We start from the raw sequence: 24869 nt of genomic DNA, 5'->3' as shown, positions 1-24869 counted from the left end.
GCTCCGTCCCCGAACCTCCCGGGATGACGCCCCTCACCGCGGCGGAGAGCACCCCCATGCAGGCCCTCGAGGTCCGCGACCTCGCCGTCACCTTCGCCACCGAGCGCGGCCCGCTGCGCGTGCTCGACGGCATCTCTTTCGCCCTCCCGCCGGGCCGCACGGTCGCGCTGGTGGGCGAGAGCGGCTGCGGCAAGTCCGTCGCCTCGCTCGCCATCATGGGCCTGCTGCCGCCGAACGCCGCGGTGGAGGGTGCGATCCGCCTGGAAGGCCGCGAGATCGCGGAATTGCCCCCCGAGGAACGCCGCAAGCTCCGCGGCGCCGATCTCGCGATGATCTTCCAGGAGCCGATGACGAGCCTCAACCCCGTCTTCACCGCGGGCGACCAGGTGGCGGAGGCGCTCCGCCTGCACCAGGGCCTGGACCGCGCCCGCGCCCAGGCCGCCGCCGTCGCGATGCTGGAGGCCGTCCGCATTCCCGAGGCCGCGCGCCGCGCCCGGCAGTACCCGCACCAGCTCTCGGGCGGGATGCGCCAGCGCGTGATGATCGCGATGGCGCTCGCCTGCCGCCCCCGCGTGCTGATCGCGGACGAGCCCACCACCGCCCTCGACGTCACCGTGCAGGCGCAGATCCTCGCCCTCCTTGACGACATGCGCGGCGAGACCGGCGCCGCCGTCCTGCTCATCACCCACGACCTCGGCGTGGTGGCCGACCACGCGGACGAGGTCGTGGTGATGTACGCCGGCCGCGTCGCCGAGACGGGGCCCGCCGCGCGCGTCCTCGCCACGCCGCAGCACCCCTACACCGTCGGCCTGCTCGGCGCCGCGCCCCGCCTCGACGGCCCGCGCGGCACGCGGCTCGCCACCGTGGAGGGCACCGTGCCCGACCTCGCTGACCCGCCCGCGGGCTGCCGCTTCAAGACCCGCTGCCCCTTTCGCGTCGCGGTCTGCGACACCGCGCCGCCCCTCCTTGAGGTCGCCCCCGGCCACCGCGCCGCCTGCCACCGCGCGCCTCTCGACCAGCTCCTGGTGGCCGCGTGAGCGACGCGCCCCTGCTTCAGCTCGACGGCGTCACCCGCCACTTCCCCGTGCGCGACGCGCTCGGCCGCCGCCGCGGCGCCGTGCGGGCGGTGGACGGCGTCTCCCTCTCCGTCATGGAGGGCGAGGTGCTGGCCGTCGTCGGCGAGAGCGGCTGCGGCAAGTCCACCCTCGGCCGCCTGGCGCTCCGCCTGGAGGAGCTGGACGCGGGCAGCGTCCGCTTCGCCGGCCTCGACCTCCGCGCCATGCCCGCCGCCGCGCTGCGCCGCCAGCGCCGGCACATGGGCATGATCTTCCAGGACCCCTACGCGAGCCTCGACCCGCGCATGACCGTCGGCCAGGCCGTGGCCGAGCCGTTGCGCCTCCACCGCCTCGTGCCGCGCGCGGCGGAGCGCGACCGGGTCGCGGAGCTCCTCGCCCGCGTCGGCCTCCGCCCGGAGCACGCCGACCGCTGGCCGCACGAGTTCTCCGGCGGCCAGCGCCAGCGCATCGCCATCGCCCGCGCGCTGGCCAGCGGCCCCCGCCTCGTCATCGGCGACGAGCCCGTCAGCGCGCTCGACGTCTCCGTGCAGGCGCAGGTCATCAACCTCCTGCAGGACCTCATCCGCGAGTTCCGCCTCGCCTTCGTGCTCATCAGCCACGACCTCGCGGTGGTGCGCCACGTCGCGGACCGCGTCGTCGTCATGTATCTCGGCCGCGTCGTGGAGGAGGGGCCCGCGGGCGACCTCTTCGCCGCGCCGCGCCACCCCTACACCCGCGCGCTCCTCGCCTCCGTCCCCGGCGCCGGCCCCAAGGGCCCGCCCCTGCAGGGCGACCTGCCGAGTCCCATCTCGCCGCCCGCCGCCTGCCGCTTCCACACGCGCTGCCCGCATGCCCAGCCGGTCTGCCGCGAGGTGGACCCGCCGCTCGCCGCGGGCGCGACCGCCCCTACGCCGGCCCATCGCGCCGCCTGCCACTTCCAGGACGCGCTCCCCCCGCTGCCCGCCGCCGTGCCCCCGTCGGGCGGCGAGCGCCTGGCCCGCCTGCAAGCCTTCTTCGCCCCCCCGAGCCGGACTGGAACCGCCGCATGACCGCCCGCCTCCTCGCGCCCCTGGCCGTCGCGGCCGCGCTCCTCGCCGGCGCGGCCCACGCGCAGGACCGGCCCAACCTCCGCATCGGCCTGCGCGAGGACCCGGACATCATGGACCCGACCCTGGCGCGCTCCTTCGTCGGGCGCATCGTCTTCGCCAGCCTCTGCGACAAGCTCTTCGACATCAACGACAAGCTCGAGATCGTCCCCCAGCTCGCCACCGGCTATCGCTGGGAGGACCCGAAGACCCTCCTGATCACGCTGCGGGACGGCGTGACCTTCCACGACGGCGAGCGCATGGACGCCGAGGCCGTGCGCTACTCCCTCCTCCGCCACCTGACGATGCAGGGCAGCTTCCGCCGCGGCGAGATCACCGACCTCGAGACAGTGGAGGTGGTGGACCCCACGACCGTGCGGCTCCGCCTCAAGCAGCCCTCCTCGCCCTTCCTCAGCCAGCTCACCGACCGCTCCGGCATGATCGTCTCCCCGAAGGCCGCCGAGGCCGCGGGCCGCGACTTCGGCGCCCGCCCCGTCTGCGCCGGCCCCTTCCGCTTCGTCGAGCGCATCGCGCAGGACCGCATCGTGCTCGAGCGCTTCCCCGCCTACTGGAACGCGGCGAGCATCCACTTCAACCGCGTGACCTTCCAGCCCATCACCGACAGCACCGCCCGGCTGGCGAACCTGCAGTCCGGCACGCTGGAGCTGATCGAGGTCACCAGCCCGAGCGACGTCCCCGCCATCCGCCGCGACCGCCGGCTCGCGCTCTCCACCGTGGAGGGGCTCGGCTACTGGAACCTCATCTTCAACATCGGCAACGGCCCCCGCGCGGCCACGCCCATGGGCCAGGACCGCCGCCTGCGCGAGGCCTTCGACCTCGCGATCGACCGCGAGGCGCTCATCGGCGTCGTCTACGAGGGCCTGCACACCCCCACCGCGCAGCCCATCCCCCCGGCCTCCCCGATGCACGTGCGCGAGCTGCGCCCGGCGGCCCGCGACGTGGAGCGCGCGAAGGCCCTCCTGCGCGAGGCCGGGGTCCGCACGCCGGTCACCGTCGACCTGATGGTCCCGAACAGCCCCGAGACGCGCCAGGCGGCGGAGGTCATGCAGTCGATGGTGGGCGAGGCGGGCTTCGACCTCCGCATCGTCGCGACCGAGTTCGCCTCCTCCCTCGCCGCCGGTGTGCGCGGCGACTTCCAGGCCTATCTCATCGCCTGGTCCGGCCGTCCCGACCCCGACGGCAACGTCTGGACCTTCCTCCACAGCCGCGGCGCGCAGAACGACGGCAAGTACGCGAACCCCGAGGTAGACGCGCTGCTTGACCAGACCCGCACCGAGAGCGAACCCGACAAGCGGCGCGCCCTCTACGCCGAGGCCTTCCGCATCGCGCTCACCACGGACCGCGCGCGCCTCTACCTCTGGCACCCGAAGGTCATCATGGCCTACGCGGCCCGCCTGCAGGGTCTCGCCCTCCTCCCGGACGGCCTCATCCGCCTCCAGGGCGTGCGGCTCCGCTAGACGATGTGGGGATGGCTCCTCCGCCGGCTCGGGCAGATCATCCCGACCCTGCTGATCCTCTCGGTCCTCATCTTCGCCCTGCAGCAGCTCATGCCCGGCGACCCCGCCATCATCATGGCGGGCGAGGAGCGCGGCGACCCGCAGGTGCTGGCCGAGATTCGCGCCGAGCTCCTGCTCGACCGCCCGATCTGGGAGCAGTACGGCGCCTGGCTCTGGCGCCTGCTGCACGGCGACCTCGGCTTCTCCTGGCGCATCCGCCAGCCCGTGGGCGCGCTCATCCTCGAGAAGCTGCCGGTCACGCTCCAGCTCGGCCTCATGGCCTTCGTGATCTCGGTCGCGATCGGCGTGCCCGCCGGCATCGTCTCCGCCACCTACCGCGACCGCCCCGCGGACTGGGTGGCCAACGGCGTCGCCCTCGCCGGCATCTCCACGCCGAACTTCTGGCTCGGCATCATGATGATCCTCTTCTTCAGCGTGCAGCTCGGCTGGCTGCCGCCCTCGGGCTACGTGCCGCTGACGGAGGACTGGCGGCAGTCGCTCGCCACCACCATCATGCCCGCCTTCGTGCTCGGCGGCGGCATCGCCGGCGTCTTCATGCGCCACACCCGCGCCGCCATGATCGGCGCGCTCGGCCAGGACTACGTCCGCACCGCCCGCGCGAAGGGCCTGCCCGAGCGCGTCGTCGTCAACAGGCACGCCCTGCGCAACGCCCTCATCCCCGTCGTGACCCTCGGCACGATTGAGCTCGGCCGGCTTCTCGCGGGCGCCGTGCTGACCGAGCAGATCTTCTCCATCCCCGGCTTCGGCAAGCTGATCGTGGACGCCGTGTTCAACCGCGACTACCCGGTGGTGCAGGGCGTCGTCGTCGTCACCGCCGTCATCTTCGTCAGTCTCTCCCTCCTGGGCGACCTCCTCTACATGGCCATCAACCCGAGGCTTCGCGCCGCATGAGCGCGACCGCGGCCAGCGCCGTCCCGCGCGCGGAGAGCCCCGGCCGGCGCGCGCTCCGCCGCTTCCTCCGCCACCGGCTCGCGGTCGCGGGCCTGGTGGTCGTCCTCGCCTTCGTCCTTGCCGCGGCGCTCGCCCCCTGGATCGCGCCCTTCGACCCCGTCGCGACCTCCTGGTCGCGCATCCGCAAGCCGCCTTCCGAGCTTCACCTGTTCGGCACCGACGAGAACGGGCGCGACGTGCTCTCGCGCGTCCTCTGGGGTGCCCGCGCCTCGCTGCTCGCCGGCGGCCTCTCCGTCACGGCGGCGCTGACCCTCGGCGTGCCCTTCGGCCTGCTCGCCGGCCTCGCGGGCGGGTGGGTGGACACCTTCATCTCCCGCGTCACCGACGCGATGCTCTCGGTGCCCTTCCTCATCCTCGCCATCGCGCTGGCCGCCTTCCTCGGCCCCGCGCTGGAGAACGCGATGCTCGCCATCGCCATCTCCGCCAGCCCCATCTTCGTGCGCCTCGCGCGCGGCATGGCCATGGAGGCGAAATCGACCGAATGGGTGGAGGCCGCCCGCGCGCTCGGCAACCCGCCCTGGCGGATCGCCCTCGCGCATGTCCTGCCGAACATCGTCCCGCCGCTGCTCGTGCAGGCGACGCTCGCCATCGCCGAGGCCATCATCGCCGAGGCCTCGCTCTCCTTCCTCGGCCTCGGCCAGCAGCCGCCGAACCCCTCCTGGGGATCGATGCTGAACGCGGCGCAGCGCTTCCTCACCCAGGCGCCCTGGATGGCGATCTACCCGGGCCTCGCCATCTTCCTCGTCGTGCTCGCCATCAACCTGCTCGGCGACGGGCTGCGCGACGCGCTCGACCCGCGCGCGCGCGGCCGCTGAAGGGCGGCCGCGCGCCGCCCTCAGACCTCGAAGGCCTCGCCGACCGCCGGCACCCGCACGCGCCCGGCCTGGTCGCCCATCTCCGTCAGGAAGGCATCCGGCGACTGCGCCAGTGGCGGGAAGGTGCGGTAGTGGCAGGGGATGACCACCGGCACCTCCGGCAGGAAGCGCCGCATCGCCAGCGCCGCGCCGCGCGCGCCCATCGTGAAGCGATCCCCCATCGGCACCATCGCCACCGTCGGGCGGTGGAGCTCGCCGATGAGCGCCATGTCGGAGAACACCTCCGTGTCGCCCATGTGGTAGACCACTGGCCCCAGGCCGGCCTTCGGCGCGACCACCACCCCGTTCGGCAGGCCGAGATTGTGCAGCACGCCGTTCGCGTCCATCTCCGCGGAGGAGTGGAAGGCGATGGTGAGTGACACCGTGAACTCGCCCTGGTCCGTCGTGCCGCCGGTGTTCATCGGGTCCGTCGCCTCGACGCCCTGGCGGCCGAGATACTGGCACAGCTCGAAGCCGGTCACGAGCTTCGCCCCCGTGGCCTTCGCGATCGCCACGGTGTCGCCGACATGGTCCGCGTGCCCGTGCGTCACCACGACATGCGTGGCCCCGCGCGACGCCTCCGCCACCGTGCCGCCGAAGGTGGCGTTGCCGGTCAGGAAGGGATCGATGAGAACGACCGACGAGCCGAATTCCAGCCGAAAGGCCGAATGCCCGAACCAGGTGATCTTCATGGCTGCTCCTCGCTGATGCCGGCCGGGATGTGGAGGCGAGAGAGGGGATCGGCCAGGAGCGGCGCGGGAAAAAGCGCCGCGCTCACCCGGCGTCGCTCCCCATCGGGCCGACCTCCTCTGGTCCGCCCGTCTCCCGCCGCACCGGGCTCTCGCCGAGTGAGCGCCCGGCGAAGGCCCCGGCCACGAGCGGGTCGAGCCCGGTCCACCGGCGCTCAACCATCGCCAGCAACGCATCCCGCATGCGCCGCGTCCAGAAGGCCTCGATGTGGTCCCGGATGCCGGCGCGCGCCTCCTCCGCCGGATAGGCGCGGAAGAAATCCGCCATCTGGTTCGCCATCCGCGCCAGCCGTTCCTCCTCCCCGCTCACGCGCGCAGCGCCTCCGTCACGCGGTCCATCCCGTGGAAGACCGCGACCGTGTCCCGCCGCGCGACGGCCACGAGGTTCATGTCGAGCGCGCGGGCGCGGTCCAGAGCCAGGGCGGTCGGCGCCGAGATCGCGACGAGCGTGCGCGCGCCGATCGAGGCGGTCTTCTCCACCAGCTCGAAGGAGCAGCGGCTCGTCACCACGACGAAGCCCGCGCCCGTCGCGACGCCCCCCCGCATCAGCGCGCCGGCCAGCTTGTCGAGCGCGTTGTGCCGCCCGACATCCTCCCGCACGGCGACCAGCGTGCCGTCCGCGGCCGCGAAGGCGGCGGCGTGGACCGCGCGCGTCTCGTCGTTCAGCGGCTGCGAGGCCTCGAGCGAGGCCAGCGCCCGCCGGATCGCCGCGACGTCGATCGCCGGCGCGGGTGCCTCGGGGCGCGCGGCCCGCGGCATCTGGTCCAGCTCCTCGATCCCACAGAGCCCGCAGCCCGTCCGCCCCGCGATGGACCGCCGCCGCGAGAGATGCGCCGTGAGGTCGGAGGGCGCGAGCCGGATGTCGAGGCGCAGCCCCCGCTCCTCCGCCGAGATCGCCACCTCGCGGATGCCCGCCGCGTCGGCGACGACGCCCTCCGTCAGGCTGAAGCCATAGGCGAAGTCCTCGAGGTCGCCCGGCGTCAGCATCATCACCGCGAAGGGAACGCTGGAGTAGACGAGGCTGACCGGCACCTCCTCCGGCACCGGGCGCTGGATGGCCCGGCCGGCCCCGTCGGCCCCGACGACCAGCGCCTCGGCCAGCCGGCTACTCGGCCGCGGGAGCATCCTGCCTCGCCTCGATCCGCTTCATCGTCGCCTCGCCCTCCGCGAACGCCGCCTGCCAGGCCGAGGGGCCGTTGGTGCGGCGGACCTGGACCGCCGTCACCTTGTACTCCGGGCAGTTCGTCGCCCAGTCGGAGTAATCGGTCGTGATGACGTTGGCCCCGGTCGAGGCATGGTGGAAGGTGGTGTAGACGACCCCGGGCTGCATCCTCTCGCTCACGTGCGCGCGCAGCGCGATGTCGCCGGACCGGCTCTCCAGCGAGACCAGCTCGCCGTCCCGGATGCCCCGCAGCTCCGCGTCGAAGGGATGGATCTCCAGCACGTCCTCCGCGTGCCAGCGGCTGTTCTCCGTCCGCCGCGTCTGCGCGCCCACGTTGTACTGCGACAGGATGCGCCCGGTGGTGAGGATCAGCGGGAAGTTCACCCCCGTGCGCTCCTCCGTCGGCACGAACTCCGTGACCATGAACCGCCCCTTGCCGCGCACGAAGCGGTCCACGTGCATCGTCGGCGTGCCCAGCGGCGCCTCCTCGTTGCAGGGCCACTGCAGCGAGCCGACCTCGTCCAGCTTGGCGTAGGACACGCCCGCGAAGGTCGGCGTCAGCCGCGCGATCTCGTCCATGATCTCGCCGGGATGGCGGTAGTCCATGGGGAAGCCGAGCGCGTTGGAGAGCGCCATCACCCCTTCCCAGTCCGCCAGCCCGCCGAGCGGCGCCATCACGCGGCGCACGCGGTTGATGCGCCGCTCCGCGTTGGTGAAGGTCCCGTCCTTCTCGAGGAAGGAGGAGCCGGGCAGGAAGACATGCGCGTATTTCGCGGTCTCGTTGAGGAAGAGGTCCTGCACGATGACGCATTCCATGGCCGCCAGCCCCGCGGTCACGTGCTTCGTGTCGGGATCGGACTGCGCGATGTCCTCGCCCTGCACGAAGAGCCCCCGGAAGCGACCCGCCACGGCCTCGTCGAGCATGTTCGGGATGCGCAGGCCCGGCTCCGGCGAGAGCGGCACGCCCCAGGACGTCTCGAAGCTCTCCCGCACCGCGTCGTCGGCCACGTGGCGATAGCCGGAGAACTCGTGCGGGAAGGAGCCCATGTCGCAGGCCCCCTGCACGTTGTTCTGCCCCCGCAGCGGGTTCACCCCCGCGCCGGGCCGGCCGATGTTCCCCGTCGCCATCGCCAGGTTCGCCATGGCCATCACGGCGGTCGAGCCCTGGCTGTGCTCCGTCACGCCCAGCCCGTAGTAGATCGCCGCCGCGCCCCCGGAGGCGTAGAGCCGCGCCGCCTCCCGCACGGCCCGCGCCGGCACCCCCGTGACCGCCTCCACCGCCTCCGGCGCGTTCCGCGCCTCCGCGACGAAGCGGGCCCAGTCCTCGAAGGCGTCGAGGTCGCAGCGCTCCCGGACATAGCCCTCCGCGACCAGCCCCTCCGTCACCACGACATGCGCCAGGGCGTTGAGCAGCGCCACGTTCGTCCCCGGCCGCAGCGCCAGGTGGTGGTCCGCCCGCACATGCGGCGTGCGGACGAGGTCGATCCGCCGCGGATCCACGACGATCAGCCGCGCCCCCTCGCGCAGCCGCCGCTTCATGCGGGAGGCGAAGACCGGGTGCCCGTCCGTCGGGTTCGCGCCGATGACGAGGATCACGTCCGCCTCTGCCACGGAGGCGAAGTCCTGCGTCCCTGCCGAGGTCCCGAGCGTCGTCTTCAGCCCGTACCCCGTGGGCGAGTGGCAGACCCGCGCGCAGGTGTCGACGTTGTTGTTGCCGAAGGCGCCGCGGATCATCTTCTGCACGAGGAAGGTCTCCTCGTTCGTGCAGCGCGAGGAGGTGATGCCGCCGATCGCGTCCACCCCGTGCTCCCGCTGGATGCGCCGCAGCTCGGAGGCCGCGTGCCGCACCGCCTCCTCCCAGCTCACCTCCCGCCAGGGATCGGTGATCCGCGCCCGGATCATCGGCGTCGTGATGCGGTCCTTGTGGGTCGCGTAGCCGAAGGCGAAGCGCCCCTTCACGCAGGAATGGCCCTCGTTCGCCTTGCCGTCCTTGTAGGGCACCATGCGGACCAGCCGGTCGCCCTTCATCTCCGCCTTGAAGGAGCAGCCGACGCCGCAATAGGCGCAGGTCGTCACCACCGAGTGCTCGGGCGTGCCGAGCGCCACCACCGACTTCTCGTTCAGCGTCGCCGTCGGGCAGGCCTGGACGCAGGCGCCGCAGGAGACGCATTCCGAACCCATGAAGTCCGTGCCGCCCGGCGACACCTTGGAATCGAAGCCGCGCCCCTCCATCGTCAGCGCAAAGGTCCCCTGCACCTCCTCGCAGGCCCGGATGCACCGCGAGCAGGCGATGCATTTCGAGGCCTCGAAGGTGAAGTAGGGATTGCTCTCGTCCTTCGGCGCATCGAGGTGGTTCGCGCCTTCATGGCCGTAGCGCACCTCCCGCAGACCGACCGCGCCCGCCATGTCCTGCAGCTCGCAGTCGCCGTTCGCCGAGCACGTCAGGCAGTCCAGCGGGTGGTCGGAGATGTAGAGCTCCATCACGCCCCGCCGGCGCTTCGCGATCGCCTCGTTCTGCGTGTGCACGACCATCCCGGCCTCGGCGGGCGTGGTGCAGGAGGCCGGGAAGCCCCGCCGCCCCTCGATCTGCACGAGGCAGAGGCGGCAGGAGCCGAAGGGCTCCAGGCTGTCGGTCGCGCAGAGGCGCAGCACCGTCGTGCCCAGCGTCATTGCCGCCGCCATCACGGACGTGCCCTTCGGCACCGCCACCGCCTGCCCGTCGATGGTGAGCGTCACCGTGCCCTCGGCCAGGCGGATCGGGGTGCCGAAATCGGTTTCCTGGATCAGGGGCATGCGTCCCGCTCCCTCACTCCGCCGCCCGGGACAGGCCGCGGGCGGCATCGAAATCCTCGGGGAAATGCTTCAGCGCGCTGCCGACCGGGATGGGCGTCAGCCCGCCCATCGCGCAGAGCGAGGCGTCGGTCATCAGCTCCAGCAGGTCGTCCAGCACGGCGAGGTTCCGCGCCACGTCCACCCCGGTGGTGATGCGGTCGATCACCTCCGCGCCGCGCACGGCGCCGATGCGGCACGGCGTGCACTTGCCGCAGCTCTCGGCCGCGCAGAACTCGAAGGCGAAGCGCGCCTGGCGCGACAGGTCCACGCGGTCATCGAAGACCGTCACGCCGCCATGGCCGAGCAGCCCGCCCGCGCGCGCGAAGGCCTCGTAGTCCAGCGGCGTGTCGAGCAGCGCCTCGGGGAAGTAGGCTCCCAGCGGCCCGCCCACCTGCACCGCGCGGAACGGCCGCCCCGTCGCGGTGCCGCCGCCCCATCCCTCCACCACGTCGCGCAGCGGCAGGCCAAAGGGGATCTCCACCAGCCCGCCGCGTCGCACGTTCCCCGCGATCTGCACCGCGAGCGTCCCGAGCGAGCGCCCGCTGCCGAAGCCCGCATAGGCCTCGGCCCCGTGCGCGAGGATCCAGGGCACGGCGGCGAGGGAGAGCACGTTGTTCACCACCGTCGGCCGGCCGAACAGCCCCTCGACCGCCGGCAGCGGCGGCTTGGCGCGCACCACGCCGCGCTTGCCCTCCAGCGAGTTCAGCAGCGCCGTCTCCTCGCCGCAGATATAGGCGCCGGCGCCGACCCGCACCTCCAGGTCGAAGGCCTGGCCGGAGCCCGCGACATCCTCCCCCAGCCATCCCGCCCACCGCGCCGCGAGGATCGCCGTCCGCATCGCCCGCACCGCCTGCGGGTATTCCGAACGCACGTAGACGTAGCCCTTCGTGGCCCCGACCGCGACGCCCGCGATCGCCATCCCCTCGATGAGGAGGAAGGGGTCGCCCTCCATCAGCATCCGGTCCGCGAAGGTGCCGCTGTCGCCCTCGTCCGCGTTGCAGACCACGTACTTCCGGTCGGCCTCGGCGAGCCGCACGGTGTTCCACTTGATCCCCGTGGGAAAGCCCGCACCGCCGCGCCCGCGCAGCCCCGAGAGCTTCACCGCGTCGACGATCGCCTCGCCGCCGATCGACAGCGCCCGCAACAGCCCCGCGAAGCCCCCGTGCGCCGCGTAGTCCTCGACGGATTCCGGATCGACGACCCCGCAGCGCCCGAAGGTCAGCCGCGTCTGCCCCGCGAACCAGGGATGGCTCTCCGGCGGCCCGATCCGCAGCGGGTGCGCGCCGTCCTCGTCGAGCCAAGCCTCCAGCAACCCCGCCGCGTCGCCCGCCCGCACCGGCCCGTAGCCGATCCGCCCGGCCGGCGTCTCCAGCTCCACCAGCGGCTCCAGCCAGACGGCCCCGCGCGATCCCGTCCGCACGACCTCCAGCGCCACGCCGCGCCGCGCCGCCGCCTCCCGCAGCGCGCGCAGCACCGCCTCCGCCCCCAGCGCCAGCGCGGCCGCGTCCTTCGGCAGGAAGACGCGCATCACGCCCGCGCCCCTTCCACCAGCCCGTCGAGGAGCGCGTCGTCGAGCCGCGCGAGCGGCTCCCCGTCGAGCAGCGCCGCCGGCGCGCAGGCGCAGAGGCCGAGGCAGAAGACCGGCTCCAGCGTCAGGCCGCCATCCCCCGTGGTCCCGTGCCAGGCGAGGCCGTGCCGCCGCATGAACCCCTCCGCCAGCGCCTCCGCCCCCATCGCCTGGCAGGCCTCGGCGCGGCAGAGCTTCAGGACGTGGCGCCCGGGCGGGCTGGCTCGGAAATCATGGTAGAAGGTGACGACGCCGTGCACCTCCGCGCGGGAGAGGTTGAGCGCCTCCGCCACCAGAGGCACCGCCTCCCGCGGGACCCAGCCGAAGCGCTCCTGCAGGGCGTGGAGGATCGGCAGCAGCGCGCCCTCGAGCCCCGCCAGCTCGCGGATGATCCCGGCGGCGAGGGCCTCGTCCCAGGGAGGCGCCGCGACGGCCGGATGGGAAAGGGTGGCGCTCGGGCCCTGCATGCGTCGGGAGGAACTCTTTTCTTGGACGATCCATCCTGCGGATCATCCACCGCCGCATCAAGCGCTCACGGCCGTGCTGCGATAGCAAAACCCGATCAAGACGCGGCCTGCCCATCCCCCAGCTCCTGCGCCGCCGCCAATAGGGCCGCAGTCAGCGGCGGGACCGGGTCGAGCCGCGGCACCACCAGCCCGATCCCATAGGCGGCCTCCGGCGCGACCAGCGGGATGGCCGGCAGCCCCGAGGCCGTGCCAAGCGTGTTCGCCAGGCTCTCGGGCAGCACCGTCATCCACGCCCCGCTGCGGACATGCGCGATGAGGGCGACGATGGAGTTGGACTCCACCGTGGCCGCCGGCTCCACCCCCGCGCTCATCATCAGCCCGTCCATGATGCGGCGGTTCTGCATGTCGGGCGTCAGCAGGCACAGCGGCTGGCCCGCCAGCTCCGCCCAGGCCACGGAGGGCCGGCCGGCGAAGGCCGAGCCCGGCGGCACGACCAGCCGGTAGCGCTCGGTCGACAGGGGCAGGCTCCGCAGGCGCCCGAGCGGCTCGTTACCAATGTAGGTGATGCCCGCGTCCGCCTCGAAGGCTTCGAGCATCTCGAGGATCGCGGCCGAGGTCTGCGACAGGATGGTGAAGCGCATCCCCGGGTGCCGGCGGCGGCAGGCGAGGGTGAGGTGGGGCACCAGCGCGAGCGCCGTCGGGATCACCGCCACCCGCAGGTGCCCGGCGAGCCCGCCGCGCGCCGCCTGCAGGTCCTGGCGCATCGCCCGCGCGTCGCGCAGCATCCGCTGCCCCCAGGCGACCGCCTTCTCCCCCTCCGGCGTCAACCCGAGATAGCGCGAGGAACGGTGCACGAGCAGCGCGCCGAGCTCCGCCTCCAGCGCCTTGATCCCGGCGGAGAGCGTCGGCTGCGCGACGCCGCAGGCCTCCGCCGCGCGCCGGAAGTTCCCCTCCCGCGCGAGGGCGACGAGGAACCCGAGCTTGTCGATCATGCGCCCTCCCGCCGGCATGAGAGGGACGGGGCGCGCGGCTGGCAAGCCGCCCGCTCAGGCGTCCTGCCCGGCCACCACCCGTCCGGCGAGGGGATTGCCGCCCATCCAGTAGGGGAGCTCCGCCGGCGAGCCGACGCGGAAGATCGCGAGGTCGCAGCGCATCCCCGGCGCCAGCGCGCCGCGGTCCGCGAGGCCGAGCGCCGCCGCCGCGTGCCGCGTCACCCCGAGCAGCGCCTCCTCCACGGTCAGCCGGTAGAGCGTGCAGGCCATGTTCAGCATCAGCAGCAGCGAGCGCGCCGGCGAGGAGCCCGGGTTCATGTCCGTCGCGACCGCCATCCGCAGCCCGGCCGCGCGCATCGCCGCGACGTCCGGCACCCGCTCCTCCCGGATGAAGTAGGTCGCCCCCGGCAGCAGCACCGCGACCGTCCCCGCCGCCGCCATCGCGGCCAGCCCCGCCGACGAGGCGTGCTCCAGGTGGTCCGCCGAGAGCGCACCAAACCGCGCCGCGAGCGCCGCGCCCCCCCCGTCGCTCAGCTGGTCCGCGTGCAGCTTCACCGGCAGCTCGGCGGCGCGCGCCGCACGGAACACTGCCTCCGTCTCCGCCGGCGTGAAGGCGATGCGCTCGAGGAAGGCGTCCACCGCGTCCACCAGCCCCTCCGCGGCCAGCGGCGCGACCATGCCGGCCACCGCCGCCGCGTAGTCCCCCTGCCGCCCCCTGTATTCGGGCGGCACCGCGTGCGCGCCGAGGAAGCTCGTCGCCACCGACACGCGGCGCTCCCGCCCCAGCGCCCGCGCCGCGCGCAGCATCCGCCGCTCCGCCTCGAGCTCGAGCCCGTAGCCCGACTTCACCTCCACTGTCGTCACGCCCTCGGCCAGCAGCGCGTCGAGCCGGGGGAGGGCGCCCGCCACTAGCTCCTCCTCCGTCGCCGCGCGCGTGGCCCGCACGGTGGAGAGGATGCCGCCGCCCTCCCGCGCGATCTCCTCGTAGGTCGCGCCCGCCAGCCGCCGCTCGAACTCGGCCGCGCGGTTGCCCCCGAACACCAGGTGCGTGTGGCAGTCCACCAGCCCCGGCATCACCCAGGCGCCGCCGCAATCGACGACCGGCGCCGAATGCGCGGGCAGCGCGGCGCGCGGACCCACCCAGGCGATGCGCCCCTCCTTCGCGGCCAGCGCGCCGTCCCGCAGCACACCCAGCCCGTCCGTCATGGTGAGGAAATCCGCCCCCACCCAGACCCGGTCGAACTCAGCCATCGGCCAGCGCCGCGAAGCGCCCCGCCGCCACCAGCGCCGCGACGGCCGCGATGTCCGGCGCCATGAAGCGATCCGCCTCCCAGGCCGCCGCCACGCCCCGCACGAGCGCGTGCGCCGCCTCCAGCGGCACGGAGGATCGCAACGGCCGGTGAAACTCCACCGCCTGGCTCGCCGCCAGCAACTCGATAGCCAGAATGTCCCGCAGGTTCCCCGCCATCGGCAGCAGCCGTAGCGCCGCCCCGGTGGCCATGCTCACATGGTCCTCCTGGTTGGCCGAGGTCGGCAGGCTGTCCACGCTGCGGGGATGGGCGAGCGACTTCCCCTCGCTCGCCAGCGCCGCCGCCGTCACCTGCGCGATCATGAAGCCCGAGTTCAGCCCGCCGTCCCGCACGAGGAAGGCCGGCAGCCCCGAGAGCGCGGGATCGGTCAGCAGCGCGATCCGCCGCTCCGACAGCGCGCCGATCTCGGCCAGCACCAGCGCGAGATGGTCGGCCGCCAGCGCCACCGGCTCCGCGTGGAAGTTCCCGCCCGACAGCACCTCGCCCTCCGCCGTAACCAGCGGGTTGTCCGTCACCGCGTTCGCCTCGCGCTCCAGCACCGCCGCCACATGGTCGAGCGTGTCGAGGACGGCGCCCATCACCTGCGGCTGGCAGCGGATGGAGTAGGGGTCCTGCACACGCGGGTCGCCGGTGCGGTGGCTCTCCCGGATCGCGCTGCCCGCCATCAGCCCCCGCAGCGCCGCCGCCGCCCGGATCTGTCCGGGCTGCCCGCGCAGCGCGTGGATGCGCGGATCGAAGGGCGTGTCGGAGCCGCGCACGCCCTCCGTGCTCATCGCCCCCGCCACCAGCGCGGTGGCGAAGAGGTCCCGCGCCTGGAACAACCCGAGCAGCGCGATGGCCGTCGAGACCTGCGTGCCGTTCAGCAGCGCGAGCCCCTCCTTCGGCCCCAGCGGCAGCGGCGCGAGCCCGACCTGCGCCAGCGCCTCCGCCCCGCCGACCACCCGCCCCCCGACCTCCGCCTGGCCCTCGCCGATGAGCACCATCGAGAGATGTGCGAGCGGCGCGAGGTCCCCCGAAGCGCCCACCGACCCACGCGCCGGGATCACCGGCAGCGCATCGGCCTCCAGCAGCCGCAGCAGCGCCTCCACCGTCTCCTCCCGCACGCCCGACGCGCCCCGCGCGAGCGAGAGCGCCTTCAGCGCGAGCACCAGTCGCACGACCGGCCGCGGCAGCGGCTCGCCCACGCCCGAGGCGTGGCTGCGCACGAGGTTGAGCTGCAGCCGCACGAGGTCGTCGGGCGCGATGCGCGTGCCCGCCAGCTTGCCGAAGCCGGTGTTCACCCCGTACATCACCTCGCCGGCCCCGAGCCGCGCGGCGAGCGCCGAATGGCTGGCCCGCACCGACGCGCGCCAGCCCTCCGCGAGCGCGAGCGGCCCACCCTCCATCACCGCCCGAAGCGCGGCGAGCGTCGCCCCGCCCGGGGCGATCACCGCCCCACCATCGGCAGGTCCAGCCCCTTCTCCCGCGCCCATTCCTTGGCGGCCTCGTAGCCCGCGTCCGCGTGGCGCATCACGCCCGTCGCCGGGTCGTTCCAGAGCACCCGCCGCAGACGCCGCGCCGCGTCCGGCGTGCCGTCCGCCACGATCACCATCCCCGCGTGCTGCGAGTAGCCCATGCCCACGCCGCCGCCGTGGTGCAGCGAGACCCAGGTGGCGCCCGAGGCCGTGTTCAGCAGCGCGTTCAACAGCGGCCAGTCCGACACCGCGTCCGACCCGTCGAGCATCGCCTCCGTCTCCCGGTTCGGCGAGGCGACGGAGCCGGAATCGAGGTGGTCCCGCCCGATCACCACCGGCGCGGACAACTCGCCGCGCGCCACCATCTCGTTGAAGGCGAGCCCCAGCCGGTGCCGGTCCCCGAGCCCCACCCAGCAGATGCGTGCGGGCAGCCCCTGGAAGGCGATGCGCGCCTGGGCCATGTCGAGCCAGCGGTGCAAATGCGGGTCGTCCGGGATCACCTCCCGCACCTTGGCGTCGGTCTTGCGGATATCCTCGGGATCGCCCGACAGCGCCGCCCAGCGGTAGGGCCCGATGCCGCGGCAGAACAGCGGCCGGATATAGGCCGGGACGAAGCCCGGGAAGTCGAAGGCCTCCGCCAGCCCCTCGTCCTTCGCCATCTGCCGAATGTTGTTGCCGTAGTCCATGACCACCGCGCCCATGCGCTTGAAGTCCAGCATGGCCCGGACATGCGCCACCATGCTCCGCTTCGCCGCCGCCGCCACCGCGCGCGGGTCGCTCTCCCGCTTCGCGTGCCACTCGTCCAGCGTCCACCCCGCGGGCAGGTAGCCGTTGGAGGGATCGTGCGCGCTCGTCTGGTCCGTCACGATGTCCGGCACCACGCCGCGCCGCACAAGCTCCGGGAAGACCTCCGCGGCGTTGCCCAGCAGCCCCACGCTGATCGCGCGCCGCTCGTCACAAGCGCGCCGGATCATCGCCAGCGCCGTGTCCAGGTCGTCCGCCCGGTGGTCGAGATAGCGCGTCTCCAGCCGCTTCTCGATGCGGCTGGGCTGGCACTCCACCGCCAGCACCGAGGCCCCCGCAAAGACGCCGGCCAGCGGCTGCGCCCCGCCCATGCCGCCGAGCCCCCCCGTCAGGATCCAGCGCCCCGCGAGATCGCCGCCGAAATGCTGCCGCCCGGCCTCGGCGAAGGTCTCGTAGGTCCCCTGCACGATCCCCTGCGACCCGATGTAGATCCAGGACCCCGCCGTCATCTGGCCGTACATCATCAGCCCCGCGCGATCGAGCGCGTTGAACTTCTCCCAGGTCGCCCAGGCCGGCACGATGTTGGAGTTGGCGATCAGCACCCGCGGCGCGTCCGCGTGCGTCTCGAAGACGCCGACAGGCTTGCCGGACTGCACCAGCAGCGTCTGCGTATCCTCCAGCCGCCGCAGCACGTCGACGATCATCTCGTAGCTGCGCCAGTCCCGCGCCGCGCGGCCGATCCCGCCATAGACCACCAGCGCGCCCGGGTTCTCCGCCACCTCGTCGTCGAGGTTGTTCATCAGCATGCGCAGCGGCGCCTCCGTCACCCAGTGGCGCGCGGAGAGCTGGCTTCCCCGCGCGGCGCGGATGGCGGGCGCGTTGCGGAAGCGGGCGTTGTCGCTCATGCGGTTCCCCGAAGGCTGTAGTGGCCGCCCGGCCCGTCCTGCATCCGGTAGCGTCCGGAGAGCTCGAAGCGGCTGGCGGGCTGGGTCAGGCGCGAGAAGGTCGTGGCCTCGCCGTGGCGGAAGGTGCGTCGGCGGATCACCAGGCAGGGGTCGCGCGGCCCCACCTCCAGCAGCCGCGCGATCTCGTCGAGGGGCAGGATGGCGGTCACCGCCTGCTCCATCTCCGTCACCTTGCCGACCTCGCGCAGGAAGTCGTAGGTGGTGCGCGCGGAGAAATCCTGGGCCTCGTAGCCGGGCGCGTAGCCCGGGCGGATGAAGCGCTCCTCGAGCTGGATCGGCAGCAGGTCGCCCTTGTGCAGCACGATCGAGGCCGGCACGCGCCCGCCGCGCGGCAGGCCCAGCGCGTCCGCCGCTTCCTCCGTCAGCGTGGCCGCGCCGAGCGCCAGCACCTCGCAGGACCAGGCCATCCCGCGCCCGCGGATCTCCTCCGCGATGCTCTCGATGCTCGTCAGCCCCGTGCGCGGCTTGTTGCCGTCGAGGTCCGCGGCCACGAAGGTCCCGACCCCCGGCACCTTCCGCAGCCGCCCCTCCCGCGCCAGCTCCGCGAAGGCGCGGTTCACGGTGATGCGCGACACGCCGAGCATCGGCCCCAGCTCGTTCTCGCTCGGGATGCGCGCGTTCGCCGCCCACTCGCCCGAGGCGATGCGGGAGAGGACGAACTCCTTCACCGCCGCGTAGCGCGGCTGCGGCGCGCCGCCGTCCGGCACCGCGTCAGCCCGCCGGCGCGACTGTCTTGCGGTAGCCGAAGGCCTGGTCGAAGCGGTTGAGGATGTGCCGCCCCGCCGTGATCGGCTCGTAGCGCGCCTCGCCGTCCGGTGTGCCGAGCTCCCGCGGGTCGATCAGCGCGCCGAAGTCGGGGTCGTGGAAGGTCGCGATGGACATCCGCTCCCGCCCGCTCCGGTTCACCACCCGGTGCGGCGTGGAGGCGAAGCGGTCGTTGCTCCAGCGCCCCAGCAGGTCGCCCACGTTCACGACGAAGGTGCCGGGCAGGGGAGGGGCGTCGATCCAGCCGCCGCTGCGCCGCTCCCGCACCTGCAGCCCGCCGTTGTCGTCCTGCCAGAGCAGCGTGAGAAGGCCGAAATCCGTGTGCGGCGCGACGCCGAAGACCTCCTCCTCCGCGCCCACCTCCTGCGGCGGGTAGAAGATCGCCTGCGTCCGCTGCAGCGGCTTGCGGTAGCGCGGCTCGAAGAAGCCCGGCTCCAGCCCGAGGCTCACCGCCACCGCCCGCGTCAGCCGCGCGCCGAGCGCCAGCATGGCGTCGTAATAGGCGCCCATGGCCGGCCGCAGCGCGGGCGCGAAGTCCGGCCACTGGTTCGGGCCGCGCAGCGGCTCGCCCGCCAGCACCGCGGGGTCGTCCTCGGGAAGCTCGAGCCCAATCGAGAAGAACTCCTTCCGGTCCGCGTGCTTCGCGCCCTCCATCAGCGCGCCGCCCATGGCGTGCCAGCCGCGGTGGCGCGCGTTGGCGCGCACCCGCGCCTTGGTCTCCTGGGGAAGGTGGAAGAAGTCGCGCGCGGCCGCGACGGCGGCGGCGATCACCGGCTCCGGCACGCCGTGGCCCGAGACGTAGAAGAAGCCCGGCCCGGTGCAGGCCTCGCGGATCGCGGCCGCGACGGCCGGCACGGCGCTTGCTGAACCCGCGGCCAACCCCGAAACGTCGATCACGGGAAGAGAGGTGTTTCCGTCCATGCGCGTCGTCCCCGCCAGGGCCCGCAAGGGGTCTTGCCTTGCCGCCGGGGGAATGCTTGCGTCCATGACCTGTCATGTCAAGCTCGGCGCCCTTGGCTCCGACCGCCTCTCTCCCTCACCATCCCGTCCTGCAACGACCCGCCGCCAGGCGCCCTGGCCCAGAGAAGGAGCCCCCCGATGACACTCACCCGCCGCGGCCTTGGCGCCGCCACCCTCGGCACCGGTCTGGCCGCGGCCACCATCCGCCGCGCCGCCGCCAACAACCTCGAGAAGGCCAAGCGCGCCGGCGAGCTGGTCATCGCCACCGAGATGCACTTCGCGCCCTTCGACTTCACCGAGGGCGGCAAGCAGGTGGGCCTGAACGCGGAGCTCTTCGCCGAGGTCGGCAAGGAGCTCGCCGTGAAGATCACCTTTCAGGACCTGCCCTGGCCCGCCGTGCTGCCGGGGCTGGAGGCCAGCCGCTACGACCTCGTCGGCGGCCCCGCCACCATCACCAAGGCCCGCTCGGAGCGCTACCGCTTCACCGTGCCCGTGGCCGAGGCGACCGTGGCCCTGCTCAAGCGCGCGAACGAGTCCAGCATCACCAAGCCGCAGGATATCGCGGGCAAGCAGCTCGGCTGCGCGACGGCCACCGCCCAGCTCGCCCAGTTCCAGGCCTTCGTCGCGACCCTGCCCGGCACCACCCCGCCGATCCGGGAGTACCAGTCCTTTTCCGAGGCCTATGCCGACCTCGCGGCCGGGCGCGTCGTGGCGGTGGCCAACTCGCTGCCCAACATCGCCTACGTCGCGAAGCAGCGGCCGAACGTCTTCGCGGTGGTGCAGCCGCCCTTCGGCGCGACGTCGTACTTCGGCTATATCGGCCGCAAGGACGCGGATTCCGCGCCCCTGCTCGACGCCGTGGACGCCGCCATCGTGAAGATGCGCAACGACGGCCGCCTCGGCGCCCTGCAGACGAAGTGGTTCGGCCAGGCCTTCGACACGCCCGACACCGTGCCCGCGCCCACCGTCTAGAATGGACGTCTGACATGGACTGGGCCTTCATCGAGGAGGCCCTGCCCGCGCTGCTGCGCGGCGCGGTGGCCACGGTGGCGGTGTCGCTCGCCGCCATCGCGCTCGGCTTCGCGACGGGGGCGGCCATCGCGGCCGCCTCCACCGCGCGCGCGCGCGGCCCCCGCGTCTTCGCCGCCCTCTACATCAGCTTCTTCCGCGGCGTGCCGCTGCTCGTGCAGCTCCTGCTCGCCTACTACGCGCTGCCCTTCCTCGGGCTCGACATCCCTGCCATCGTCGCGGCCGTCGGCACGCTCGCCCTCTGCTGCGCCGCCTACGCGGCCGAGATCCTGCGCGGCGGCCTCGCCCTCGTCCCGCCCGGCACGGTGGAGGCCGCGCGCCTGCTCGGCCTCACCCGCAGCCAGGCCTTCCTCCGCATCCGCCTGCCCATCGCGGCCGCGGCCATGCGGCCGGCCCTCGTCGGGGAGGCGATCATGATCCTCAAGGCCTCCTCCCTCATCTCCCTCGTCGGCATCCTCGAACTCACGCGCACCTCGCAGGCCCTGGCGTCGAGCACCTTCATGCCGCTGCAGTCCTACGCCCTCTGCGGCGCCATCTACCTCGTCATCAACTTCACGATCATGGCGGCCTTCCGCGACCGGCGGCGCGCGTGAGCATCGCGGCCGAAACCCTGTGGGCGGTGGCGCGTGGCCTGCCGCTCACGGTCGGCATCTGGCTCGCCTCCGTCGCCACCGGCCTCGTCGCCGGGGTGCTGGTCGCCTGCGCCCGGCACTTCGGCCCGCGCCCGGTCAACGGCCTGCTGCTCGCGCTGGTGGAGATCGTGCGCGGCGTGCCCTTCGTGGTGCAGGCCTTCCTGCTCTACTACGGCGGCCCCTTCATCGGGCTCGACCTGACGCCGATCCTCGCGGGCTGGCTCGCCCTCTCGGTCTACGCGGCCGCCTATTTCAGCGAGGTCTTCCGCGGCGGCTTCGCGGCCATCCCGCCCGGCCACACCGAGGCCGCGCGGCTGCTCGGCCTGACCACGCGCCAGACCATCACCCGCATCCTGCTGCCGGAGATGGCGCTCTCCGTGCTGCCGGCGCTCGCCAACCTCGCGGTGATCCTCATCAAGGAGACCGCCATCCTCTCCATCATCACCGTGCCCGAGCTCACCTTCACTGTCTCGGGCGTCGGCAGCGCCACCTTCGCCTTCGCCCAGACCATGACGGCGCTCGCGCTCAGCTACTGGCTGCTGGTGGAGCTCACCGCCTACGGCGCGCGCCGGCTGGAGCGGGGCATCGCCCGCGCCACCCTCGGCACCGCGTGAGGACCCAGTGATGACGCAACCCTTCCTCCTCGCCGAGCGGCTGGAGCGCCGCGTCGGCGACACGCAGATCCTCGCGGGCATCGACCTTTCCGTGGAGAAAGGCGAGGTCGTCGGGCTGATCGGCCCGAGCGGCTCCGGCAAGTCCTCGCTGCTCCGCTGCATCGCCGGCCTCGACCCGCTGACGGGCGGCCGCGTGCTGGTGGAGGGCCGCGTGCCCGCGCCGGGCGACGGCATCGTCGGCATGGTCTTCCAGCAGTTCAACCTCTGGCCGCACCTGACGGCGCAGGAGAACGTGGCCCTCGCCCTGCGGCTCGCGCGGAAGAAGTCGCGCGCGGAGGCGGCGGATCGCGCCCGGGCGATGCTCGACCGCGTCGGCCTGCTCAAGCTCGCTGACCGCCGCCCCGCGCAGCTCTCGGGCGGCCAGCAGCAGCGCGTCGCCATCGCGCGGACGCTGGCGGTGGAACCCCATCTCATCCTCTTCGACGAGCCGACCGCGAGCCTCGACCCCGAGCTCACGACGGAGGTGCTCGACGTCATCCGCGGCCTCGCGGAGACGGGGCTGACCATGCTCGTCGTCTCGCACGAGATGGGCTTCGTCGCCTCGGTGGCGAGCCGCGCCGTCTTCCTCGACCACGGCAAGGTGCTGGTGGACGGCCCGGCGCGCTCCGTGTTCCGCGACGCCGCGGAGCCGCGCCTGCGCCGCTTCCTCGCCACCTACCTCCAGCGCGTCGCCTGGGCGCCCGAGCCCGCCACGCCGGTGACGCCCGGCGCATGACCGTCTTCCACGCGGCCCGGGCCCTGCTGCCCAGCGGCTGGGCGCGCGACGTCACGATCACCGCGGACGCCGCCGGCACCATCGCCGCCGCCACGCCCGGCACCGCCCCGCCGGAGGGCGCCGCGCGCCTGCCCGGCCACGTCATCCCGGGTGTCCCGAACATCCACTCCCACGCCTTCCAGCGCGCCATGGCCGGCGCCGCGGAGCGCCGCTCTCCCGCTGGGCAGGACAGCTTCTGGACCTGGCGGGAGACGATGTACCGCTTCGTCGCCCGCCTCACCCCCGACGACGCCGAGGCCGTCGCGGCCCAGCTGCACGTCGAGTGCCTCGAGCACGGCTTCACCCACCTCGCCGAGTTCCACTACCTGCACCACCGGCCCGACGGCACGCCCTACGCCGACCGCGCGGAGATGGCGCTCCGCCACCTTGCGGCCGCGCGGGAGACGGGCATCGGCCTCACGCTACTGCCCAGCCTCTACCGCCACGGCGGCATCTTCGGCGCCGAGCCCGGGCCGGGGCAGCGCCCCTTCCTGAACGACCTCGACGGCTTCGAGGCCATCCTCGCCCGCTGCGCCGCGGCGATGCGCGACCTGCCGCACGCCCGCCTCGGCATCGCCCCGCACTCGCTGCGCGCCGTGACGCCGGCGATGCTCGCGCATTTCGCTGACCATCCCGGCCCCATCCACATCCACGCCGCCGAGCAGCCGCGCGAGGTCGAGGAATGCCTCGCGGCCACCCGCGCGCGCCCGGTGGAGTGGCTGCTGGCCAACGCGCCGGTCGACGCCCGCTGGTGCGTCATCCACGCCACCCACCTGACGGAGGCGGAGAGCCGCGGCCTCGCCCGCAGCGGCGCGGTGGCGGGGCTCTGCCCGACCACCGAGGCCTCGCTCGGCGACGGCACCTTCGACCTCCCCACCTTTGCCGGCGCGGGTGGCGCCATCGCCATCGGCACGGACTCCCATGTCGGCACCGCCCCGCGCGAGGAGCTGCGGCAGCTCGAGTTCTCCCAGCGCCTGCGCCTCCTCTCGCGCAGCGTCGCGGCGGACGGCGCCTCGCCCCATCCCGGCCGCGCCCTGCTGGACGCGGTGCTGCAGGGCGGCGCCCGGGCCGCGGGCGCGCCCCTCGGCACCATCGCGCCCGGCGCCCGCTGCGACCTGGTGGAGCTGGACGACGCGCACCCCACCCTCGTGCCGCACGCGGGGGACGCCCTGCTGGACGCCTGGGTCTTCTCCGGCCAGTCGAGCCCCGTCCGCACGACGGTCGTCGCCGGCGAGGCGCTGGTGAGCGAGGGCCGGCACCGCGCCCGCGACGCCGTCGCCGCCCGCTTCCGCGCCGCCCTGCGCCGGCTTGCCGCCTGAGGCCGCGCGGCGCTACGCCGGCGAGCCCGAAGGACCGACCCCGATGCAGCGCCGCGCCCTCCTCTCCCTCGCCGCCCTCCTCCCGGCGGCCGCGCGCGCCCAGGGCCGCTGGACGCCGGACGGGCCGCTCCGCCTCGTCGTGCCCTTCGCCCCCGGCGGCTCGCAGGACGTGCTGGGGCGCCTGCTCGCCCAGGCGGCCGGACCCATCCTCGGGCAGACGGTGGTGGTCGAGAACCGCGCCGGCGCCGGCGGCGTGCTGGGGGCGGAGGCGGTCGCGCGCGCGGCGCCGGACGGGCTGACGCTGCTCCTCGCCACCGCCGGGCAGCTCACCATCGCCAAGGCCATCGGCCGCCGCCTGCCCTACGACCCCCTCGCGGACTTCGCGCCCGTGATCCACCTCAGCGACAGCCCGGTCGCCCTCCTCGCCGCGCCGGGGCTCGGCGTCGCGGACGCCCAGGGGCTGCTCCGCCTGGCGCGGGAGGCCCGGCAGCCGCTGCCCTACGCCTCCACGGGCATCGGCACGAACACCCACCTCATCATGGAGGACCTGAAGGCCCGCGAGCGCCTGAACCTCGAGCACGTTCCCTACCGGGGCGCGGCGGGGGCCTTCAACGACCTCGCGGCCGGGCGGATCGCGGCCATGTTCGTCTCCGTCCCCTCGGTCCTCGCCGCCGGGGGCGCGCAGTTCAAGGTGCTGGCCGTGACCTCCCGGGAGCGCTTCCCCGCCACCCCCGACATCCCCACCCTCATCGAGGCCGGCGTGCCGGGCTTCGAGGCGAGCATCTGGACCGGCATCGAAGCCCCCACCCGCACCCCTGCGCCCGTCGTCGCGCGCCTTGCGGAGGCCTTCCGCGAGGCGCTTGGGACCGACCTCGTCCGCTCGCGCCTCGACGTGCTCGGCGCCACCCCCAACGGCGCGGACGGCGCCGCCTTCGGCGCCCTGCTGCGCGACGACCTGGAGCGCTGGACCCGCGTCGCCGCGCCGCTCGACATCCGGCTCGACTGAGGCCG

Annotated in this window: 23 protein-coding genes; 11 read left to right on the top strand and 12 right to left on the bottom strand. The window is 73.8% G+C overall.

Annotated elements, in window-relative coordinates:
* Positions 1-23: 23 nt before the first annotated feature.
* The 5 genes from EAH89_RS06900 to EAH89_RS06880 are packed head-to-tail and all read left to right on the top strand — an operon-like array spanning position 24 to position 5444.
* Complete coding sequence (locus EAH89_RS06900) at positions 24-1037, top strand: ABC transporter ATP-binding protein (RefSeq protein ID WP_206667475.1); 1014 nt, start codon at positions 24-26, stop codon at positions 1035-1037.
* The gene (locus EAH89_RS06895) at positions 1034-2104 is read left to right on the top strand and encodes an ABC transporter ATP-binding protein (RefSeq protein ID WP_140882064.1); all 1071 of its coding nucleotides are present in this window, start codon (positions 1034-1036) and stop codon (positions 2102-2104) included. Before EAH89_RS06900 ends, EAH89_RS06895 begins: the two co-directional genes overlap by 4 nt.
* A complete protein-coding gene (locus tag EAH89_RS06890) occupies positions 2101-3618 on the top strand; it encodes an ABC transporter substrate-binding protein (RefSeq protein ID WP_140882063.1) in 1518 nt (505 codons plus the stop codon). Before EAH89_RS06895 ends, EAH89_RS06890 begins: the two co-directional genes overlap by 4 nt.
* Positions 3619-3621: 3 nt before the next feature.
* The gene (locus tag EAH89_RS06885; RefSeq protein WP_140882062.1) at positions 3622-4569 is read left to right on the top strand and encodes an ABC transporter permease; all 948 of its coding nucleotides are present in this window, start codon (positions 3622-3624) and stop codon (positions 4567-4569) included.
* Positions 4566-5444: an ABC transporter permease gene (locus EAH89_RS06880; RefSeq protein ID WP_140882061.1), complete on the top strand. Its 879-nt coding sequence runs from the start codon at positions 4566-4568 to the stop codon at positions 5442-5444. The genes EAH89_RS06885 and EAH89_RS06880 overlap by 4 nt, the downstream gene beginning before the upstream one ends.
* A 20-nt stretch (positions 5445-5464) precedes the next feature.
* On the opposite strand, the gene EAH89_RS06875 is transcribed toward EAH89_RS06880, so the two are convergent.
* From EAH89_RS06875 to EAH89_RS06820, 12 genes are all read right to left on the bottom strand, one after another.
* Entirely contained in the window at positions 5465-6175 is a 711-nt protein-coding gene (locus EAH89_RS06875) for a metal-dependent hydrolase (RefSeq protein ID WP_140882060.1), read from the bottom strand.
* A gap of 82 nt (positions 6176-6257) precedes the next feature.
* Positions 6258-6542 carry a formate dehydrogenase subunit delta gene (locus tag EAH89_RS06870; RefSeq protein ID WP_241666889.1) on the bottom strand — a complete coding sequence of 95 codons (285 nt, stop codon included), beginning with the start codon at positions 6540-6542 and terminating at the stop codon, positions 6258-6260.
* Entirely contained in the window at positions 6539-7357 is an 819-nt protein-coding gene (gene fdhD / locus EAH89_RS06865) for a formate dehydrogenase accessory sulfurtransferase FdhD (RefSeq protein ID WP_140882059.1), read from the bottom strand. The genes EAH89_RS06870 and fdhD overlap by 4 nt, the downstream gene beginning before the upstream one ends.
* A complete protein-coding gene (gene fdhF, locus EAH89_RS06860) occupies positions 7338-10187 on the bottom strand; it encodes a formate dehydrogenase subunit alpha (protein WP_140882058.1) in 2850 nt (949 codons plus the stop codon). The genes fdhD and fdhF overlap by 20 nt, the downstream gene beginning before the upstream one ends.
* Before the next feature lie 13 nt (positions 10188-10200).
* The gene (locus EAH89_RS06855) at positions 10201-11754 is read right to left on the bottom strand and encodes an NADH-ubiquinone oxidoreductase-F iron-sulfur binding region domain-containing protein (protein WP_140882185.1); all 1554 of its coding nucleotides are present in this window, start codon (positions 11752-11754) and stop codon (positions 10201-10203) included.
* Complete coding sequence (locus EAH89_RS06850; RefSeq protein WP_140882057.1) at positions 11754-12260, bottom strand: formate dehydrogenase subunit gamma; 507 nt, start codon at positions 12258-12260, stop codon at positions 11754-11756. Before EAH89_RS06850 ends, EAH89_RS06855 begins: the two co-directional genes overlap by 1 nt.
* A 95-nt stretch (positions 12261-12355) precedes the next feature.
* Entirely contained in the window at positions 12356-13252 is an 897-nt protein-coding gene (locus tag EAH89_RS06845) for a LysR family transcriptional regulator (protein WP_140882056.1), read from the bottom strand.
* A 54-nt stretch (positions 13253-13306) separates the two neighbouring features.
* Entirely contained in the window at positions 13307-14503 is a 1197-nt protein-coding gene (gene hutI / locus EAH89_RS06840; protein ID WP_140882055.1) for an imidazolonepropionase, read from the bottom strand.
* Positions 14496-16034, bottom strand: a complete 1539-nt coding sequence (gene hutH, locus EAH89_RS06835) for a histidine ammonia-lyase (RefSeq protein WP_140882054.1) — start codon at positions 16032-16034, stop codon at positions 14496-14498. Before hutH ends, hutI begins: the two co-directional genes overlap by 8 nt.
* On the bottom strand, positions 15989-17665 hold the full coding sequence (hutU, locus tag EAH89_RS06830) for a urocanate hydratase (RefSeq protein WP_140882053.1): 1677 nt from the start codon (positions 17663-17665) through the stop codon (positions 15989-15991). The genes hutH and hutU overlap by 46 nt, the downstream gene beginning before the upstream one ends.
* Positions 17662-18432, bottom strand: a complete 771-nt coding sequence (locus EAH89_RS06825) for a UTRA domain-containing protein (RefSeq protein WP_140882052.1) — start codon at positions 18430-18432, stop codon at positions 17662-17664. The genes hutU and EAH89_RS06825 overlap by 4 nt, the downstream gene beginning before the upstream one ends.
* A gap of 4 nt (positions 18433-18436) precedes the next feature.
* Positions 18437-19411, bottom strand: coding sequence for an isopenicillin N synthase family dioxygenase (locus EAH89_RS06820; protein ID WP_140882051.1), 975 nt, complete (start codon positions 19409-19411; stop codon positions 18437-18439).
* A 177-nt stretch (positions 19412-19588) separates the two neighbouring features.
* Between EAH89_RS06820 and EAH89_RS06815 the strand changes: the two genes are divergently transcribed.
* From EAH89_RS06815 to EAH89_RS06790, 6 genes are read left to right on the top strand one after another with little or no spacing between them, the layout of a single operon-like run.
* The gene (locus EAH89_RS06815) at positions 19589-20422 is read left to right on the top strand and encodes a transporter substrate-binding domain-containing protein (protein WP_140882050.1); all 834 of its coding nucleotides are present in this window, start codon (positions 19589-19591) and stop codon (positions 20420-20422) included.
* Positions 20423-20436: 14 nt separating this feature from the next.
* Positions 20437-21072 carry an amino acid ABC transporter permease gene (locus EAH89_RS06810; protein ID WP_140882049.1) on the top strand — a complete coding sequence of 212 codons (636 nt, stop codon included), beginning with the start codon at positions 20437-20439 and terminating at the stop codon, positions 21070-21072.
* Positions 21069-21725, top strand: a complete 657-nt coding sequence (locus tag EAH89_RS06805; RefSeq protein ID WP_140882048.1) for an amino acid ABC transporter permease — start codon at positions 21069-21071, stop codon at positions 21723-21725. Before EAH89_RS06810 ends, EAH89_RS06805 begins: the two co-directional genes overlap by 4 nt.
* A gap of 10 nt (positions 21726-21735) precedes the next feature.
* Positions 21736-22500 (top strand): amino acid ABC transporter ATP-binding protein, encoded by a 765-nt coding sequence (locus EAH89_RS06800; protein WP_140882047.1) that lies wholly within the window; start codon positions 21736-21738, stop codon positions 22498-22500.
* Positions 22497-23858 (top strand): formimidoylglutamate deiminase, encoded by a 1362-nt coding sequence (locus tag EAH89_RS06795; protein WP_140882046.1) that lies wholly within the window; start codon positions 22497-22499, stop codon positions 23856-23858. Before EAH89_RS06800 ends, EAH89_RS06795 begins: the two co-directional genes overlap by 4 nt.
* Before the next feature lie 43 nt (positions 23859-23901).
* A complete protein-coding gene (locus EAH89_RS06790) occupies positions 23902-24864 on the top strand; it encodes a Bug family tripartite tricarboxylate transporter substrate binding protein (protein WP_140882045.1) in 963 nt (320 codons plus the stop codon).
* The last annotated feature ends 5 nt before the right edge of the window (positions 24865-24869 follow it).

Origin of the sequence: Muricoccus nepalensis (assembly GCF_006438825.1) — a bacterium.
GTDB classification, from domain to species: Bacteria; Pseudomonadota; Alphaproteobacteria; order Acetobacterales; family Acetobacteraceae; genus Roseomonas; species Roseomonas nepalensis.
The sequence above is the reverse complement of the archived record's forward strand: the minus strand, read 5'-3'. Positions and strand labels throughout refer to the sequence as shown.